This window comes from Serratia sp. Ag1 (assembly GCF_000743355.1).
Classification (GTDB): Bacteria; Pseudomonadota; Gammaproteobacteria; order Enterobacterales; family Enterobacteriaceae; genus Chania.
In genome coordinates, this window is record NZ_JQEI01000035.1 from 80,552 (window position 1) to 97,197 (window position 16,646).

Consider the following 16,646-nt stretch of genomic DNA (forward strand, 5'->3'; position numbering starts at 1 on the left):
TTGCATCATTTTTGACTGTTTTGACGATGACGACGATAACCCCACCGGAGGTGCTGGGCTATGACTGATTTAAAAAAACTTATAGCCCAGGCACAGGGCAAATCTGCGAATGAATTTTGGCTGGCAACCGGGCGGCGGCCGACAGATGTGATCGTTGAGTTGGCCCAGCGCCTGGAAAAACTGGCGGCGGAAAACGCCGAACTGAAGACCACCATCGAATCGATAATCGATCTGGATAATCAGCCGTGGTATGACACAGAAGCCATGGGGTGCGGACTTGAAGACCGGGGAATCACCGATCTGTACGATGCTATGCGGCATGGGTGGGATGAGGCGTTTGAGCGTATCTATTCCGAAGTTATTCCCGAGGTAATGCCGGAAACTACCGCTACTGATGCAGCACTGGCAGAAGTGGAAGCGCGGGGAGTGGAGCGATTCGCAAAAGAGTATCTGAGAGAAACAGCCAAAGAACATAGCGCCGATGGAAATGAGCGTATGGCTCTGAGGTTCATTACTTTCGCAAATATGGCCGAAGGGTTTGCAGCGCATCTCAGAAATCCACCATATCGTGCCAAAGAGCTGCGGGAGGGGCGGGTATGAGCGAACTCAACTATGACCCATCCGATCCCGACAAAATGAAGCTTCCTGCGGGTAAAACGTGCGGAGACTGCGGGCATATACGCCGCTGTAAGGCTATTTTCTGCCACGTCGAAACGGACACGCATTGCGACTGGTCACCGTCACGCGCGGTATTCGTGGATAAAAAGGAGTCCGGTGATGGCAACTAATAGCGAACTGAAGCCGTGCCCGTTTTGCGGCGATACCGATGTTCAACCTCAAGCCTGCGGCATGAATGGTGTTCAGGTTTATAGCGTGCGGTGTCTTTCTTGTGGCGCACGTGGCCCAGCAGAGTATCACGATGAATGCATTGAAGCTTGGAACCGCCGCACAAGTGACAGCGAGGCTCATCATGAAGAGTAACGGCGAAGTAATGCTCAAGAACGCCATCAGCCGGATCGTTGAGATGGAAACCATGCTGTTGATCCCGGTTAAGGCTTGATTCTATGAAATCCGGGCGTTATAGTCCCTGTGCAGCGGCAAAATCCGCTGCCGGGCGTGGAAACCCGGATTTCATAAGAGCGCACAACCGCGCTAAAGCGGTTTTTTATGCGTTACGCACGGCCACACCCAGTCAATGGTGGGGCGTGCAGGGCAGCTTTCGGGCTGGCCGGGTTTGCCTCTTGTGACCGGTATTTCCACCCCTGTACGTCTCACCACCAGTAAGCGTGGAAACTTCGGTGGTGAGTTAACCAAACTCTCACAAGAGGCTGCCACAATGGCTACTATCCCCGCCCTTGCTCAACCTGAAATCACCATCGTTGACGGTCACGCCGTTACCACGTCGATCGCTCTTGCTGAATACTTCCACAAACTCCACAAAGACGTTTTGCGCAAAATCGAATGCTTGGAATGTTCACCTGAGTTCACTGGGCGTAATTTTACGCTCAGTGACTACATCGATCCCACCGGCCGCAAACTTCCCTGTTACCAAATCACCCGCGACGGTTTCGCGTTTCTTGCGATGGGCTTCACCGGCAAGAAAGCGGCCATTTTCAAAGAAAACTACATCAGCGCATTCAACGTCATGGAAGCGCAGCTGCGTGATAGCACCAGTAACTCAATTGCCGCCATGCACAGCAGTACCTATCGAATTCAGCAAACCTTCACCACAGATGGCGTGCTGGTCTGTTCCCGTCGCATGGGGGAGGGAGAGTTGTGCGCTGATTTTGAGACGTTTATAGAACTGGCAAGGCGTGGCGGTTATCTGGTTATCCGTGAGGATGATCTTTTAACGCAATTAAGGGGCGGCGCGAAAGGCATCACTAAAAAGTAAAGGCAAAAAGGGGATGGCTCCCCTTTTTTTATTACTCATATTCATCAATTTCAGCGCGAAGTTTTTCCAATAGTGGGCTTATCAGTGCCCTGCGCAGGTCACTCCCGAGCGCAGTGAGCATTAAATCAGCATCAGCTACAGATAACCTCTGATTGCTCCGGTCGTTGAGTAACCTCTTTACACGTTCATAATCTATACCTGTGGAATCGGCTAACCATTTTCTGCTATGGTTTTGTTTTATAAGTAATTTCCTGATGGTGTTCTTAAGTTCCAGCTCAATTTCGTGCATGATATAACCATTATTTTTCAATGGCTTGTATTATCCATGCTATTTGCGGTTACTTGCCCGCAGGGTCACTCAATGACCCACCGCTTGTAGTAGTATTGATAATATTAGTTGGCTGGGGCAAATTGATTTAAAACCGCAACATATCCACACAAATTAAAGCGGTTAAGGTTAATTTTTATTCACTAGGGATTTTAATGTATTGCTGATGCATGGGAGTGCATAGGCAATATTCCATTAATAATTTCTGGGTGATTTGCATGTTAAAAATATTGGAAATTGCATTTTTTCTAACCTCCCATGATCTAGGGAGGCTTGGTTCATGAGTGGTAGTTTTTTATATGAATTTCCTGTTGAGTTACCATTCTTAGGGCGATCAATTATTTACATGGAAGAGGGGAGGGTAAAAGCAGTAATGCCGCTGAAGTCTGAGCAAATGGTTGTCGACATGGACATGATGGTCATAATACTGCAGATGGCCGGTTACACCGTCAATCGGAAGTGATGTATAATACTCAAATCAGCCTGAACAACTGATCACCTGCTGCGCTACTGGAGAGAAGCCAATGGCGCAGTTATTGCAGTTAGTAAAATCCGCACCCACCATCCTGACCCCGGCAACGACCGAGGCCAGCGATTTTTTGCAGCGTGTGAAACTCGGCGAGTGGATACAGGCCGAATTCAGGCGTGTTCGCAATTACCAGTTTCACAAACGCTTTTTCAAACTCCTTCAATTTGGCTTCGATTACTGGACACCAACCGGCGGCACGCTGACGCTGCCAGAACGGCAGCTTATTGACGGCTTTGTCGATTACCTCATTGAGATGTCCGGCCAGCATGGCGAAATCATTAGCACGGTTGCTGATGACTACCTGTTCAATGTGGGCAGGTTGCGCGCCAAAGAAATCGCCGTGCTCAAATCTTTTGAGCCATACCGGGCTTGGGCTACTGTTGAGGCTGGTTATTTCGACGAAGTAATTCTCCCCAACGGACTGCGCCAGCGGGTTCCCAAATCCATATCGTTTTCCAGAATGGACGAAGACACATTCCAGGGGCTTTATAAGTCCGTGTTCAACGTCCTATGGAATTTCATCCTCTCCCGTAGCTTCCGTACCCGACAGGAAGCCGAAAATGTGGCTCTGCAACTTCTGGAGTACGCATGATGGCAAACCTACGCAAAGAGGCCAAAGGCCGGGACTGCCAGATCCGTTTGCCTGGTGTGTGTAATTTCAACCCGCTGACTACTGTTTTGGCGCATTACCGCCTAGCCGGAACATGTGGCACCGGGATCAAACCCGATGATGCGCAGGGCGCATGGGCCTGTAGCAGCTGCCACGATGCTATCGATGGCCGGATTAAAACCGAATATGACCGTGAAACCCTGCGTCTTTACCACGCCGAGGGCGTATTTCGCACGCAAGCAATTCTGAGAAAGGAAGGAAAACTATGATTTACCCTGATTACAAAGGCCGTGGCGACGGTAAAGAATTGCAGTTGCGGGCGCTGGAGCGCGTGTTTATCCAAGGTAAGCTGAAAATGTGGGGCCGGTGGTCGGGCATGGCCAGGTTCGGCAGCGCCGGGAACATGTTCAACATGCTGTTGGCCAGCAATGCGGTGACCAAAACCGCAATAGCCAAGGCGCTGCGGGAGCTCAAACTGGCCGGGATGGAAGAAGGGGAGATGCACGCGTATCTTCTTGACCTCCTGGAGGGGAAGCAGAAAAGCAGCCTGGCATTCTGCACCGACCAGGAGGCGGCCACGATAGACGGGGTAATCGGCAAGACGCTATTGGCGCACCCAGGGCTGATGCACGTCATCCACGAACGCTATACCGGCAAAGGGAAAAGCAAGAAGGCCATGGCCGCCGACCTGCACGATATAAGGCCTTACTGGTGCGTGCGGACTTGCGAAACGCGGATCGACGTATGGCTGAAAACGGCAGAGTTCATGATGTACCTGCCGATGAGCGATGCATTTAATTTCGATGCTGATCGATATAAGCGTTGACTTTGCGCGAAAATCCTATAAATTCGTATAAGCTTCGCGAAGTTGTATCCGCAGCGACAAATCTAAAAGAAACCCGCCTCCGTGCGGGTTTTTGCGTTTCTGGAGGGTTGGATCATGTGACCGTAAAACAGAATTGCCCACAAAAATAATGGCTGCGCTAACGCGTGGCCTTTTTTTATTCCTACCACCCGATGATCGGGCGATGCCCCGACAGGGGGAGGTCATGAAAATGCCAGACAAGGATCCTGGATGGCTCGCTGCCGTTGCAGCCTTCTATTACAACTACGCGACGCCGATTAATGGTTTTCTCGTTGCTTTTATAGTGGCATTCCGGCGCGTTGTATGGGGCGGCGGAAAAATCCGGGCCGGGATCGGCGAAGCCCTTGTGTGCGGCATCGTAGGGGTATCAATCAGCCCGGCTATTGCCCCCGTCATTATTTTCTTGGTTCATTCAATTCCTTGGCTGAGTGGCTCAATGGCCACTATTGCTGCTGGGAAAGTAGAAATCGCCGTTAGCTGCATGATTGGCATGTTCGGCCTGTCAGCCATCAAAGAATTCGTATTGCGTGTGGCGAATACAAAGCTGGGACCGGCGAGTGAAAAGAAAGACCAGAACAACCCCACCCAGGAATAAGACCATGACAAACTTTAAATTTTCGCAACGCAGCGAAAGCAGTCTCGTTGGCGTAAATCCCGCCCTGGTTAAAGTGGTGCGCCGGGCGCTGGAGCTCTCGACCGTCGATTTTTCAGTGATCGAAGGTAAGCGCACGGTGGAACGGCAAAAACAGTTGGTAGCCGCTGGCGCAAGCAAGACGATGGACAGCCGCCACCTTACTGGTCACGCGGTGGATCTGTTCCCCGTTGGTGGTGACTGGAATAATTACAAGTGCTGGCTGCCGGTGCTCGATGCCATGCACCAAGCGGGCAAAGAACTGGGCGTTCCGCTGCGATTCGGTGTGACGTGGACAGATAGCCCACACGATAAACCGGCCCGCTTCCTGGATGCGCCGCATGTGGAGATCCCAGTATGATCGATTTAGATGATGCCTTGGATTTTGACCTGTTCCAAGGGGATTTCGGAGAGCCTGGCGATAGTGAATTATCAAACTCTATCGTGAAGGGGCGCAAAGAGCATTCCTGCTTTATTTGCTCTGGGGGAATACTCAAGGGTGAAAACCATCGCCGTGCGGTTTGGAAATTTAGCGGTGAACTGCATACATACCGCTGCTGTAACGCCTGCTGCGTGGCAATGATTGCGAGCATCAATTGTGATTATGACGATGATGATCCTATTGATGCGCGGTATGCAATTGGTGATCAGCATTGAAAAGATGCGAGGTCATCATGACTCAATTCACACGCTACAGCCTGATCGGTGTGCTGCTGGTAGCTATCTGTCTTGGCTGGTATGCGTCTTCGCTGTCAGATGATTTGGATGATGCTCAGAAGGAAAACAAATCGCTGGTGGATGCAGTGAAAGACCGTGACGGCACCATTACAGCGCTGAAAGATGCCGCCAGTGCTGACCGCCGCGCCACCGAGGAACAGTTGAAGATTGAACAGCAGAAGAGGGCAAAGGCCGATGCTGAAAACAAAAAGCTACGCAAGGCGTTAGAGAAGGACAGCTGCAGTAATCAGCGGTTGCCTGATGATGTTCGCCGTATCCTGCGCAGAGAAACCGAAGCCGTCGCCAGCCCCGCAGCTCATTTACGTGTACCCGCCAGCGGTTCTGCTCCAGCAGTGTGAGCAAACGCCATTTACTGGCGAAACGTTCGGTGATGCCGTGATGGCGTTGCAGGTGGTGCAGAGTGAGCTTGATATATGCGCCTCAAGAATTGAGGCGCTGATTAAGTGGCAGCGGGATAACTCGGGAAACAACCAATAGCCTCGGTATAGTCCGGGGCTTTTTTATGACCAGAAGAAGGAAAAGAAGCATGTTTACAGTAAAAACCATCATTGATGGTGTGACGCATATTTGCCAGCAACCATCTGTATCAATCGCTCGGCGCGGTTCGGAAACATTCGAAGAAACGCTAAGGCTCACTAACAATCACTCAAACCCTGACTTTGCATTTTGGCTGCCTGCAATTTTTGAAGATGCCGAAATGACAAAGCCAATTCAAGAAGAGGAGTTGATCATTAGTGAGCGGCTTAATGTGCTTGATACTGACGCAATAGCAATTCTGATTGAAGAATATGCTAGCAAGTCGGTACCTGGTGCCGGTGATGGTTGTCGTTATCAGTACATATACCCAGGAGATCAGGTGTATGTGATGAACTCCCATGGCTCAACAATCGAGGTAGTCAAGTAGCATTACAGGAGCCATTCACTGAGTGGCTTCGATAATGCTGTATAATCCTCTCAACAGGAGGATCTATGACTCAGTCGTACAATCTCGGCAATTTGCCAAAAGAAGAAATGGACAAAGTAAACGTCGATCTGGCGGCGTCCGGCGTTGCTTACAAAGAGCGGCTTAATTTGCCGGTAATCCCTGCGCAGGTAGAGGCTGAACAGCCGAAGCATTTGCAAGAGTATTTTCGTGAACGGTTGGTGCACTACCGGAAGGTTGGTGAAAGCCTACCGCGCGGTACCGATCCGGTGTATCAGCAGATGGCTGAGCAGAACGGCAAGAAGTAAGTTGCTGGTTGTTTTTATTTTACTCTGATAATTGCGCTATTTATGACAAGAATCAGAATAAACCCTCTGTTTTAGATAGCGTTGGTCTTTTGGTTTCTCGGGATTATATTTCCATTTGTAGTGAATAATTCTAAATCAATAGCCTCGGCATAGTCCGGGGCTTTTATCTGAGGTGAGCATGCAGGGACTAAAAGAGTTATCAGCTCAACTTCAGAAAATAAAGAAACAGGTGCCATTCGCAACAGCTCGGGCACTAACCAGTGTTGCTAGAAAGATAGCAGACGCGCAGAAGACAGCATTTCAGCGCCACCTTGATAATCCCACACCGTTTACTGTCAACTCCGTTAAGTCTGTGGGAGCGCGTAAGAGCAACCTGGTTGCCAAGGTGTTTGTAATGGATAAGGCAGCAAGTTATCTCGAACCGTTTGAATTCGGTGGTCAACATAAGCTGAATAGTCAAGCGCTTCTTAACCCAAAGAATATCAAGCTGAACAAGTACGGTAACCTTACGCGCAGCAAGATGGCACAACTCAAGGCAAAGCCCGATGTGTTCATTGGTAAGGTTGGCGACTCTAACGGTGTATGGCAGCGTGTAAAAGCCAAGAAGGGTAAAAAGGGTAAAAAACGGCGTAAACGTTCTGCAAACGGTACACGCCAAGAGCGGATTAAAGCGCCAGCTCCAAAGTTGCTAATTCAATTCGGTGATGCGTTACCAGTTACTCCAACTCTGGGGTATATGCAACGTGCGCAAACAATGGCAACAGCTTTAATGCAGACGGAGCTAAGTAAGGCGATGCGTGAAGCATTACGAACAGCAAAATAGCAAAGAGGTAGATATGGGAAGAAAGGCACCTACTCCATGCCCTTACTCTTATGAGGACATGATAAGACAAAGACCTGCACCACCACCGATGCCTCCAAGGGTTCATCAGCTCATCGTCAAAGTTATCCCATGGCCTGGAAAAAAAATGGGTCCTTCCTGACACTTTTTTAATGCACGGGCATTGCGCGCCGCGTTCTTCGTCTAGCTATAAAATTTTGAAATTTGGGTAACAGGTAACAACAGAGGTAACACATGAACCAGTCTGATTTTGCCAAACTTCACAGCGTCAGCCGCAAGACGGTTACAACTTGGAAGGCCCGTGGCTGGCTGGTTCTGGACGGTGATGACATCGACGTTGAAGCCTCAAACGCTAACCTCAAACGTTACCGTAAAACTGTTACCCAGCCCGCTAAAAAATCTGCCAGTAATGCGCAAGGTAACAAACGTGGTAACAGATCGGCAGGTAACAAGCCGGGTAACAAAAAAGATAAAGATTCTGCAGAACCAGCAACAAAAGTTATTGAGCGCATGATCGCCGAGAACGGTGTAACGATGACGCGCGATCAGGCGCTGACAATGAAAGAAAACTTTCTTGCACTCCTCACAAAACTGGAACATGACATTAAATCTGGTCAGGTGCTCCCTTACAAAGACATGATTGAGGCTGTTGGCAAAGAGTATTCCCGCATGCGCACCCGCTTGATTGCGATTGCTCCTGAACACGGCCCCCGGCTGCGGGTGCTGGCGTCAACCACAAACGATGCCGAGTTTGTACAGGCACTGCAAGAGGTGGTTTACGAGGCGATGGAGGAATTAAGCCTTGATGCAGATAACAACCGAGGAGAGAACTAACGCAGCCTGGCAGAATTTCACGCAGGAGCTGCGCCAGCGCCGCTCCGATATCCGCCCCCCTGAGCCGCTTTCACTGAGCGAATGGGCCAATAAATACGCAGTTCTATCAAAAGAAACCAGCGCCCAGACCGGCCGATTCCGGTCATTTGCCTACCAGGACGGCATTATGGACGCCATTACCGATCCCTCTGTTACTCAGGTCTCGGTGATGAAGTCTGCCCGTGTTGGATATACCAAAATTCTCGATCATGTTGTGGGCTATTACCTATCTCATGATCCGTCGCCAATCCTGATTGTTCAGCCTCGCGTAGAAGATGCCGAGGATTACAGTAAAACAGAAATAGCACCAATGCTGCGCGATACCCCGGTATTAGCTGATATTTGTGGTGCGCCAAAAGCGAAAGACAGTAATCAGACCATCCTCAAAAAAACGTTTGTGAATGGAGCCAACTTAACGCTGGTGGGTGCTAATAGCCCTGGTGGTTTCCGCCGTATTACCTGCCGCGTAATCCTTTTCGATGAGGTAGATGGTTATCCATCTGGTGGTGCCGGTGTTGAGGGGGATCAGATTGCACTAGGTATTAAGCGCTCGGAAACATTCTGGAATCGCAAGATTGCGCTGGGTTCAACTCCAACAGTGAAGGGAACCAGCAGGATAGAGAAGGCGTATGAGGAAAGTGATCAGCGTCGTTATTACGTTCCATGCCCGCACTGTGGTGAATACCAGGTCTTGGAGTGGGGAGGGCCAGATACCCCCTATGGCATAAAATGGGACAAAGATGAGCATGGGGAAGGAATTCCTGACTCTGCCTATTACGTTTGTCGCCACAATGGTTGCGTTATTCACCATAACGAAAAAGCGTCAATGGTTAAGCTTGGAGAATGGCGAGCAACCAAACCTTTTAAGGGGCATGCGGGTTTTCATATTTGGGCCGGTTACAGTCTCTTTCCCAACGCAGCATGGAAATACCTCGTTGCCGAGTGGTTGAGGGTAAAAAATGATCCACTGATGCGCCAGACATTTATCAACCTGGTGTTGGGTGAACCCTATGAGGATCGCGGCGAAAAGGCACTAAGTGAACGGAAATTACTGGAACGCTGTGAGGTTTACGCCGCTGAAGTTCCCGATGGTGTTGCTGTGCTAACGGCGGGTATCGATACCCAGGATGGTCGCTTTGAGATTGAGGTGACCGGATGGGGGCGCAATGAGGAAAGTTGGTCTATTGCATATGACGTTATTGAGGGTGATCTGGAAACAGATGAACCTTGGCGGCGTCTTGATGCTTACCTGAAGCAAGTCTGGCGGCGCAGTGATGGGCGTGGTTTTACCATCATGGCGGCATGCATGGATTCCGGTGGCCATCATACCCAGAAAGTTTATGAGTTTGCTAAAGAGCGTCTTGGTCGTCGTATTTGGGCCATCAAGGGGGAATCAGCGAGAGGCGGTAAACGCTCCCCGGTATGGCCGACAAAAAAACCAACCTCCCGCTCAAAATCCAGTTTCAAGCCAATCATTATTGGGGTCAATGCCGCGAAGGATACTATTCGTGGGCGGCTCCACATTGAACCGCCTGAACCTGGTGATCCATCTGCCAGTTATATGCATTTTCCAGCAGATCGTGATCTGAACTATTTCAGCCAGCTTTTGGCTGAGCGTTCAGTATTGAAAGTTTCAGGCGGTCAACGTTATCGCGTATGGGAGCAGCTTCCTGGCAGGGCAAACGAAGCTCTGGATTGTCGCGTGTATAGCTATGCTGCGTTGTGTGGATTGTTCTATTTAGGGCTGAAGCTAAACACTCTGGTAGATAATATTGCGATTAATCCAAATCGTTTATTGCCTGCACCAGAAAAACCAGAAGAGAAAGTTAACTACCAACTTCCGGGCGTCATTATTGCCGAGGCAGAAAAGCCCGCACGCCAACGTATCTCTCAATTATTACCGTGAGGACTTATGTCTACATTAACCGGGATACCGGCTGATCGGCTTCGCGCCATGCTTGAGGAGGCCCAACAGGCAAAATTCGACATCATGATGGGCAAGCGAGGTATTTCATACTCATATACGCAGGGGGATGGGACTCGCTCTGTAACGTACCAACAGGCCAACATAGACCAGCTCAATGAGTTGATTGCAGAAATTCAAACCGCGCTAGGTATTGGTCGCCGCCGCGCAGTGAGATTCAGGTGGTAGGTATGGGTGAAGTCAGAATTTTAGGATTAGATGGACAACCGCTAGCTCCGTCCCGGCCAAAAATATCAGCACTCAATAGTTCCAGTGGCATTCCCTATGATGCCGCCGATGTTAATGGCGATCATATGGCTAACTGGCAACCTGGCCTGTGGTCCACTGACAATGAGATCAACATCTATCGTGACCGTATTGTTTCCCGCATCCGGGATATGGTTCGCAATGACGGATGGGTTAGCGGTAGCGTTACGCGCATACTCGACAATGCAATGGGGGCCAATTTTCGGCCAATCATCAAACCAGACTACCGGGCATTAGCATTGATGACCGGCAACAATGCGTTTGATGCGACATGGGCCGATGAGTATGGCCGTGTTGTTGAGGCTCATTGGCGAACCTGGTCGGGGGATGCAGGGCGCTATTGTGACGTTGAGCGCAAACAAACGGTGTCTCAGATATTGCGGTTAGGTTTCCGTCACAAGCTGGTTGACGGTGATTCATTACTGGTCATGCAGTATCGCCCCGACCGGCTTGGTAATGGTCGAGCAAGGTATGCAACCACGGTTCAGGTGATTGACCCCGATCGCTTGAGTAACCCCAACGGGGTTTTTGACATGCCAAACATCCGAGGCGGTGTAGAGATTGATGCAGACGGAGCCCCGATCGCCTACCACATCCGGGAAGCTCATATGGGGGACTGGTGGAGTGGTGCAAAAACAATGACGTGGCAGCGTGTAATGCGCGAAACGGAGTGGGGGCGTCCGATAGTCATTCATGATTTCGATCATGAGCGCGGCTCTCAGCATCGTGGTACAGGGATTTTAACTCCTGTTGTCCAGCGTATGAAAATGCTGATCAAGTACGATCAGACAGAGCTGGAAGCCGCAATAATCAATGCGATTTTTGGTGCATTTATTGTGTCACCTTATGATCGCGACATGGTTGAAGAGGCTTTTGACACCGATCATACCGAACTTGGTGAATACCAAGCGGGTCGAGTTGAGTTTCATAATGATCGTCGCCTATCACTACAAAATGGCGCTCGATTACCCATTCTTTATCCTGGGGAGACAGTCAACACGGTCACTGCTGAACGGCCAAACAGTAATTTCAAAGAGTTTGAATCCGCTGTATTACGCAACTTTGCCGCCGCTACAGGGCTATCAACGCAACAGGTAACTCAGGACTGGAGTGATGTGAACTACAGTTCTGCACGATCAGCATTACTCGAAGCATGGAAAACACTCACACGTCGCCGCACTGACTATGCGAACGGCACCGCTCAGCCTTTACTCTCAGCATTCATCGAAGAACTGCATGATACGCAAGACTTACCGCTACCTTTCGGCGCTCCTGATTTTTTGGAGGCTAAAACCGCCTATTGTCGTGCGCAGTGGATGGGGCCGGGGCGTGGATGGGTTGATCCTGTTGCAGAGAAGAAGGGGGCAATTCTGGGTATGGAGGCCGGGTTATCCACGCTGGAAATCGAAGCTGCTGAAAACGTTGGTGAGGATTGGGAAGAGTTGCTCGATCAGCGTCAGCGTGAGATTGCAGCATATAAAGAGCGTGGATTACCGCTCCCAAGTTGGGCGCAGGCAGACGACTTTGCTCCTGAGCCGAAAAAACCGGAGGTACAGTGAAGGGTATAAACCTGCCACACCTGGCACAGAGAATGTTCAACACGCCACTGGTACTTCACCCGCGTAAAGCCGAGGTGGTGATGGCGGCGATGGCTGAGCGTTTTGGTATTACCAGAATTAAATCCAGCATGGAATGGGAGGATGATGACGACGACTTTAGTTCTGAAGCTGAAAATAAAGGTTATGAAATTGTAGGAGGAGTGGCTGTTGTCCCGATTCAAGGAACCCTGGTTCAGAAGTTGGGAACGTTGCGCCCCTATAGCGGCATGACGGGGTATGACGGAATTAGGCAATCATTCCTGACAGCGCTTTATGATCCCGAAGTATCTGCTATTTGCCTTGATATTGACTCACCTGGTGGAGAGGTTGCCGGGTGTTTTGACTTGGTAGATGAAATTTACGGTTCTCGGGGGCAAAAGCCTATCCATGCCATTCTGAGCGAAAGTGCCTATTCAGCCGCCTATGCTCTCGCCAGTGCAGCAGACCGGATCACCGTACCGCGTACCGGTGGCGTGGGTTCCATTGGTGTAATCGTTATGCACGTTGACTGGTCACAGCGTATTAAGGCCGATGGTTTTCAGGTCACCATAATTACTTACGGTGATAGGAAAGCGGAAACTAACCCTTACGCGCCGCTATCAGAGGTAGCCGCTAAAGCTATTCAGGATGAAGTGAATTCTGTTGGTCAGCTTTTTGTCAGCACTGTTGCTCGAAACAGAGGGATAGCTGAGAAGGTTATACGCGATACACAAGCCGCGTGCTTTATGGCTGCGGATGGCGTCGCTCTGGGGCTGGCAGATGAAATAATCACCCCTGATAGGGCATTTTTAAATTTGTTAAATAAAACAGGTAATTGATATGGCTAAGCAGAAATTATTAAGTTTTGCTCACTTGATCGGGCGTGGTGCCTCTGCGTCAGAAGAGGATGAAGACAAAAAAGCCAAGGCAAAAAAAGCTGAGGATGATCAGAAGAAAGATGATCCTGATGCCGAGGATGACAATGGTAACGACGATGATAAGGATAAGGACTCTAAGGCAAAAGGTTCTGACGATAATCCCGATGACCCAGACGCTGACGATGATCCAGATGCTGAAGAGGGGGATGACGACGGCGAAAATGATGATGACAACAAGGATGTTAAAAAGGGGCGGAGAGCTGAACGCCAGCGCTGTGCTGCTATTTTTGGTAGCAAGCACGCAGCCAAGAATCAGGCGCTGGCCGCATCACTGGCATTTAACACCAGCATGAGTTCCAAGGACGCTATTAACGTTATGGCTACCTCTGGTGGCGTAAATGTTGCAACGCCTCCGCGCCGTCAATCGCTTGATGAGCGCATGCGTGGAAACAGCCCGCACATTGGGCCTGATGCCACGAATGCCGAGAAAGGCACCCCCCAGGCGCTGGCCGGAAGCATGACCAGTCTTTACAACAAAATGAAAGGTAAAAAATAATGGCCGGACAAAATCCTTTTGCACCAGGCATGACCAGCGATGTTTTCATTCCCGATCAGTTAGTCAGCGGACCGTTACAGGTAGTGACTGAAAACGGCACTATCGCTCAGGCCGGTTTGTTAAAGCGCGGTACAATCCTTGGGAAAATTACCGCATCAAAAGCCTATGTGAAGTGTGTCAAAACAGCGAGTGACGGTAGTCAGGTGCCTGTTGCAATCCTGGTTGATGATATTGATACAACTGCCGGTGCCAAAAACGGCGGCGTATATCTCATGGGTGAATTTAATGCTGCGCGGATTATTTATGATCCGAGTTGGGCGTCTGTTGATGATTTGCGTGTTGCTATGCGCCCACTGGCTATCTTCCTGCGTACCGCTACACCTGCCGCGTAATCCCTGGCAATCCCTCTAGAAATCATTTTCGCCCACTCTCCGGGTAGGGCTGCACTCGTCTAAATTCGAGGATATTCATGGATATTTACAGCACCAATGTGTTGGTTCAGGTCGTGCCTAATTTGCTGACATCGCAAAACTGGCTACTGGATCGCTTTTTCCCAAACGTTGTGGAGTATACAACCGAGGAGGTCAGCATTGACGTTGATGTTGGTCGCCGTCGTATGGCCCCATTCGTTTCCCCTCTGGTTCAGGGCAAGCTGGTAGAAAGTCGCCGCTTCCAAACCAACACCTTTAAGCCCGCATATATTAAAGATAAGCGTGCACCTGACCTGCGTAAGCCTATCCGCCGCCAGATTGGTGAGCGCATTGGTGGTGAACTGACACCGGCAGAGCGCGAACAGTTAAACCTCATGTTTGAAATGACCGATCAGATCGACATGATAAACCGCCGTCTTGAATGGATGGCTGCAAATGCCCTGGTAACAGGGAAAATTACCGTTGTCGGTGATGGTTTCCCAACCACTGTCATTGACTTTGGGCGCTCCAGTAGTCTGACTATTACGTTGAGCGGTGCTGATAAGTGGCCGCTGACCGTAGCCCCCAATACAACCAACAACGTACCATCGCAGTCTATTGAGAAATGGCAAACTCAGGTGCTAAAGGAATCGGGTTCTGTCGTAACCGATTTGGTGTTCACTAACAGCTCATGGACCGCATTCCGGCTGGATACCACGATCAAAGACAACGCGATCACGTTTCCTGCATTGAGCCCGTTCGGCAATCAGGTCGACGCTGGGCCACGTATTGAGAAAGGGGCGGTTTATAAAGGCCGTTGGGGACAGTTTGATTTGTGGCTGTACAACGACTGGTATATTGACCCACTCGACGAAATTGAAAAGCCAATGATCCCTGACGGTGCCGTTATTATGTCTGGTGCTGATCTGATGGGTACGCGAGCATTTGGGGCGATTCTGGATCCGAAGTTTGATTACGGGCCAATGGCTTATGCGCCAAAATCCTGGCTTATTGACGACCCCGCTCAGCGCTTTTTAATGATGCAGTCTGCACCGTTGGTTATTCCAAGCCGTGTAAACGCCGCATTGTGCGCGATGGTGGTGTGATATGGCACCAAAAACCGTTAAGAATACGCAAACACTGGTTCTATCTGAAAATGACTTGGGAGGCTTGCCACCTGAGTTAATGGTTGAAGGTCAGGTAGTTGGCAATTCAACAGATAACGCTTTGCCTCTAGGCCCGGTGATTGATAATTCTACCGACACCGACACCGACACCGACACCGACACCGACACCGAAGAGGAAGAGGAAGAGGAAGAGGAAGAGGAAGAGGAAGAGGAAGAGGAAGAGGGTATGGTATCTGTCGTTGTCCTGAAGGGTAATCTTATCCGTCATGATGGGGTGGACTATGCAGAGAACGCCAGTTTTTCACTGGATGCCAGCGATGCTGAACGTCTCATTTCTTTGGGTGTGGTCGCTGATGTAGCCAAGCTACGAAAGCAGGCGATCGCCAGTGATGGCCCTACAATCACCGTAGCCGATGGTGTCCAGGTTAACCGGGGGCCGTGATGGGTATCAATTGGGATCAACACCTACAGGAACCTTTGCAGAAGGTTTTCGGTGACTCAGTGGAATATCGCCCTTCAGGCGGTATTCCATACCCTATCAGCGGTATCTTCGATCGCGCTTACACGCAGGATGTTGAACCGCTGGATGATGGCAGCACAATCAATACCACTTCCCCCGTGCTTGGTGTCCGTGATGCAGAGATGAAGGCAAAACCAGTGCAAGGGGATCGTGTATTCATCGGTGTTGTTGGTGGGGTGGCCGTTAACACGCTTTTTGCGGTGGCCGATGTGCAACCTGATAGCCACGGCGGCACGAAGCTGATCCTCAACAGGGTGAAATCATGAATGCCGAAGCTCTTCGGGAACTGGTTGTTTTTGCGCTGACTGATAAGACTGATGCAGAGGGGCGAGTTTACTCACCGCGAACCTGGTCAACCACGGAAAGCATGTATCCCGTTATCCTTGTGCAAACCCCAATCGACGTTAAAAACTCGCTGGGGCGCAACGTCCCTCAATTTACCACTGTAACGACCGTTCGTATCACTGGCCGCTTGCAAGAGCTTGATGATGAAACCGAGGATAACGGCGCTCTCAAGGCCGAAATCGCTTTGGAGAGGTTACGCAAGCAAATAGAGCGGGCCGTCATTAACAGTTATGAGTTAACCCGGCAGATTCAGCAATATTTGCAGGTACGCTCAACCATTGATGTTGACGCCAGCGGCGAAGGGCATACCGCTCAATTGTTGATGGAGTTAGATATTGAGTATTACCAGGGTCCAGAAGAGTTTTACGAGATAGATAGCGAACCTCTTGAGGGTGTAGACGTCACGATAGCAATGCCGGATGGCACCCCTGAACCCCATCTGAAAATCAATCTGGAGCAATAAC

The 16,646-nt window shown here is 50.1% G+C and carries 28 protein-coding genes and 1 pseudogene; 28 read left to right on the plus strand and 1 reads right to left on the minus strand.

The annotated features are described in order from the left end of the window. The first annotated feature begins 60 nt into the window (after positions 1 to 60). The 5 genes and pseudogenes from IV04_RS19905 to IV04_RS24780 all read left to right on the plus strand — a co-directional run bounded on the left by IV04_RS19905 (position 61) and on the right by IV04_RS24780 (position 1,894). Entirely contained in the window at positions 61 to 600 is a 540-nt protein-coding gene (locus IV04_RS19905; protein ID WP_051916876.1) for a hypothetical protein, read from the plus strand. Continuing rightward, a complete protein-coding gene (locus IV04_RS25435) occupies positions 597 to 788 on the plus strand; it encodes a hypothetical protein (protein WP_072010929.1) in 192 nt (63 codons plus the stop codon). The genes IV04_RS19905 and IV04_RS25435 overlap by 4 nt, the downstream gene beginning before the upstream one ends. Further along, positions 778 to 981 (plus strand): Lar family restriction alleviation protein, encoded by a 204-nt coding sequence (locus tag IV04_RS25440; RefSeq protein WP_037399293.1) that lies wholly within the window; start codon positions 778 to 780, stop codon positions 979 to 981. The genes IV04_RS25435 and IV04_RS25440 overlap by 11 nt, the downstream gene beginning before the upstream one ends. 214 nt (positions 982 to 1,195) lie before the next feature. After that, positions 1,196 to 1,309: pseudogene (locus IV04_RS27135) on the plus strand (transcriptional regulator); the annotation flags it as partial. Positions 1,310 to 1,336: 27 nt separating this feature from the next. Beyond that, positions 1,337 to 1,894, plus strand: a complete 558-nt coding sequence (locus IV04_RS24780) for a Rha family transcriptional regulator (protein WP_369794952.1) — start codon at positions 1,337 to 1,339, stop codon at positions 1,892 to 1,894. Between the two features lie 31 nt (positions 1,895 to 1,925). Here IV04_RS24780 and IV04_RS19920 read toward each other — a convergent pair whose 3' ends face one another. Next, entirely contained in the window at positions 1,926 to 2,183 is a 258-nt protein-coding gene (locus IV04_RS19920) for a hypothetical protein (protein WP_037399296.1), read from the minus strand. Between the two features lie 319 nt (positions 2,184 to 2,502). On the opposite strand from IV04_RS19920, the gene IV04_RS19925 reads away from it, so the two are divergent. The 23 genes from IV04_RS19925 to IV04_RS20030 all read left to right on the plus strand — a co-directional run bounded on the left by IV04_RS19925 (position 2,503) and on the right by IV04_RS20030 (position 16,645). Then, positions 2,503 to 2,685 (plus strand): hypothetical protein, encoded by a 183-nt coding sequence (locus tag IV04_RS19925; protein ID WP_037399299.1) that lies wholly within the window; start codon positions 2,503 to 2,505, stop codon positions 2,683 to 2,685. 61 nt (positions 2,686 to 2,746) lie between these two features. Further along, a complete protein-coding gene (locus IV04_RS19930) occupies positions 2,747 to 3,343 on the plus strand; it encodes a DUF1367 family protein (RefSeq protein ID WP_037399303.1) in 597 nt (198 codons plus the stop codon). Continuing rightward, complete coding sequence (locus tag IV04_RS19935) at positions 3,343 to 3,630, plus strand: DUF1364 domain-containing protein (protein ID WP_037400020.1); 288 nt, start codon at positions 3,343 to 3,345, stop codon at positions 3,628 to 3,630. The genes IV04_RS19930 and IV04_RS19935 overlap by 1 nt, the downstream gene beginning before the upstream one ends. Then, positions 3,627 to 4,187 (plus strand): DUF1133 family protein, encoded by a 561-nt coding sequence (locus IV04_RS19940; RefSeq protein WP_037399306.1) that lies wholly within the window; start codon positions 3,627 to 3,629, stop codon positions 4,185 to 4,187. Before IV04_RS19935 ends, IV04_RS19940 begins: the two co-directional genes overlap by 4 nt. 223 nt (positions 4,188 to 4,410) lie before the next feature. Then, a complete protein-coding gene (locus IV04_RS24785) occupies positions 4,411 to 4,821 on the plus strand; it encodes a phage holin family protein (RefSeq protein ID WP_051916878.1) in 411 nt (136 codons plus the stop codon). 4 nt (positions 4,822 to 4,825) lie between these two features. Further along, entirely contained in the window at positions 4,826 to 5,218 is a 393-nt protein-coding gene (locus IV04_RS19950) for a M15 family metallopeptidase (protein ID WP_037399308.1), read from the plus strand. Next, on the plus strand, positions 5,215 to 5,514 hold the full coding sequence (locus tag IV04_RS19955) for a hypothetical protein (RefSeq protein WP_037399311.1): 300 nt from the start codon (positions 5,215 to 5,217) through the stop codon (positions 5,512 to 5,514). Before IV04_RS19950 ends, IV04_RS19955 begins: the two co-directional genes overlap by 4 nt. 17 nt (positions 5,515 to 5,531) lie before the next feature. Beyond that, a complete protein-coding gene (locus IV04_RS19960; protein ID WP_037399312.1) occupies positions 5,532 to 5,933 on the plus strand; it encodes a DUF2570 family protein in 402 nt (133 codons plus the stop codon). Then, positions 5,839 to 6,072, plus strand: a complete 234-nt coding sequence (locus tag IV04_RS27140) for a hypothetical protein (protein WP_072010930.1) — start codon at positions 5,839 to 5,841, stop codon at positions 6,070 to 6,072. Before IV04_RS19960 ends, IV04_RS27140 begins: the two co-directional genes overlap by 95 nt. 49 nt (positions 6,073 to 6,121) lie before the next feature. Beyond that, the gene (locus tag IV04_RS19965; protein ID WP_037399315.1) at positions 6,122 to 6,499 is read left to right on the plus strand and encodes a hypothetical protein; all 378 of its coding nucleotides are present in this window, start codon (positions 6,122 to 6,124) and stop codon (positions 6,497 to 6,499) included. Positions 6,500 to 6,564: 65 nt separating this feature from the next. Further along, on the plus strand, positions 6,565 to 6,825 hold the full coding sequence (locus tag IV04_RS19970) for a DNA polymerase III subunit theta (protein ID WP_037399318.1): 261 nt from the start codon (positions 6,565 to 6,567) through the stop codon (positions 6,823 to 6,825). Positions 6,826 to 7,003: 178 nt separating this feature from the next. Further along, positions 7,004 to 7,648: a hypothetical protein gene (locus IV04_RS19975; RefSeq protein WP_037399321.1), complete on the plus strand. Its 645-nt coding sequence runs from the start codon at positions 7,004 to 7,006 to the stop codon at positions 7,646 to 7,648. Between the two features lie 252 nt (positions 7,649 to 7,900). Continuing rightward, the gene (locus tag IV04_RS19980) at positions 7,901 to 8,500 is read left to right on the plus strand and encodes a hypothetical protein (RefSeq protein WP_037399324.1); all 600 of its coding nucleotides are present in this window, start codon (positions 7,901 to 7,903) and stop codon (positions 8,498 to 8,500) included. Then, on the plus strand, positions 8,472 to 10,445 hold the full coding sequence (locus IV04_RS19985; protein WP_037399326.1) for a phage terminase large subunit family protein: 1,974 nt from the start codon (positions 8,472 to 8,474) through the stop codon (positions 10,443 to 10,445). Before IV04_RS19980 ends, IV04_RS19985 begins: the two co-directional genes overlap by 29 nt. A 48-nt stretch (positions 10,446 to 10,493) precedes the next feature. Beyond that, complete coding sequence (gene gpW, locus IV04_RS19990) at positions 10,494 to 10,691, plus strand: gpW family head-tail joining protein (protein WP_369794953.1); 198 nt, start codon at positions 10,494 to 10,496, stop codon at positions 10,689 to 10,691. Between the two features lie 2 nt (positions 10,692 to 10,693). Then, positions 10,694 to 12,328, plus strand: coding sequence for a phage portal protein (locus tag IV04_RS19995; protein WP_037399332.1), 1,635 nt, complete (start codon positions 10,694 to 10,696; stop codon positions 12,326 to 12,328). A 5-nt stretch (positions 12,329 to 12,333) separates the two neighbouring features. Further along, entirely contained in the window at positions 12,334 to 13,185 is an 852-nt protein-coding gene (locus tag IV04_RS20000; RefSeq protein WP_037400026.1) for a S49 family peptidase, read from the plus strand. 1 nt (position 13,186) lies between these two features. Further along, the gene (locus IV04_RS20005) at positions 13,187 to 13,780 is read left to right on the plus strand and encodes a hypothetical protein (protein ID WP_037399335.1); all 594 of its coding nucleotides are present in this window, start codon (positions 13,187 to 13,189) and stop codon (positions 13,778 to 13,780) included. Continuing rightward, positions 13,780 to 14,172 (plus strand): head decoration protein, encoded by a 393-nt coding sequence (locus IV04_RS20010; RefSeq protein WP_037399338.1) that lies wholly within the window; start codon positions 13,780 to 13,782, stop codon positions 14,170 to 14,172. Before IV04_RS20005 ends, IV04_RS20010 begins: the two co-directional genes overlap by 1 nt. A gap of 77 nt (positions 14,173 to 14,249) precedes the next feature. After that, positions 14,250 to 15,296 carry a major capsid protein gene (locus tag IV04_RS20015; RefSeq protein WP_037399340.1) on the plus strand — a complete coding sequence of 349 codons (1,047 nt, stop codon included), beginning with the start codon at positions 14,250 to 14,252 and terminating at the stop codon, positions 15,294 to 15,296. Between the two features lies 1 nt (position 15,297). Continuing rightward, positions 15,298 to 15,759: a hypothetical protein gene (locus IV04_RS20020; protein ID WP_051916879.1), complete on the plus strand. Its 462-nt coding sequence runs from the start codon at positions 15,298 to 15,300 to the stop codon at positions 15,757 to 15,759. After that, a complete protein-coding gene (locus IV04_RS20025) occupies positions 15,759 to 16,103 on the plus strand; it encodes a hypothetical protein (RefSeq protein WP_037399342.1) in 345 nt (114 codons plus the stop codon). The genes IV04_RS20020 and IV04_RS20025 overlap by 1 nt, the downstream gene beginning before the upstream one ends. Next, on the plus strand, positions 16,100 to 16,645 hold the full coding sequence (locus tag IV04_RS20030; protein WP_037399344.1) for a hypothetical protein: 546 nt from the start codon (positions 16,100 to 16,102) through the stop codon (positions 16,643 to 16,645). Before IV04_RS20025 ends, IV04_RS20030 begins: the two co-directional genes overlap by 4 nt. Position 16,646: the final 1 nt, after the last annotated feature.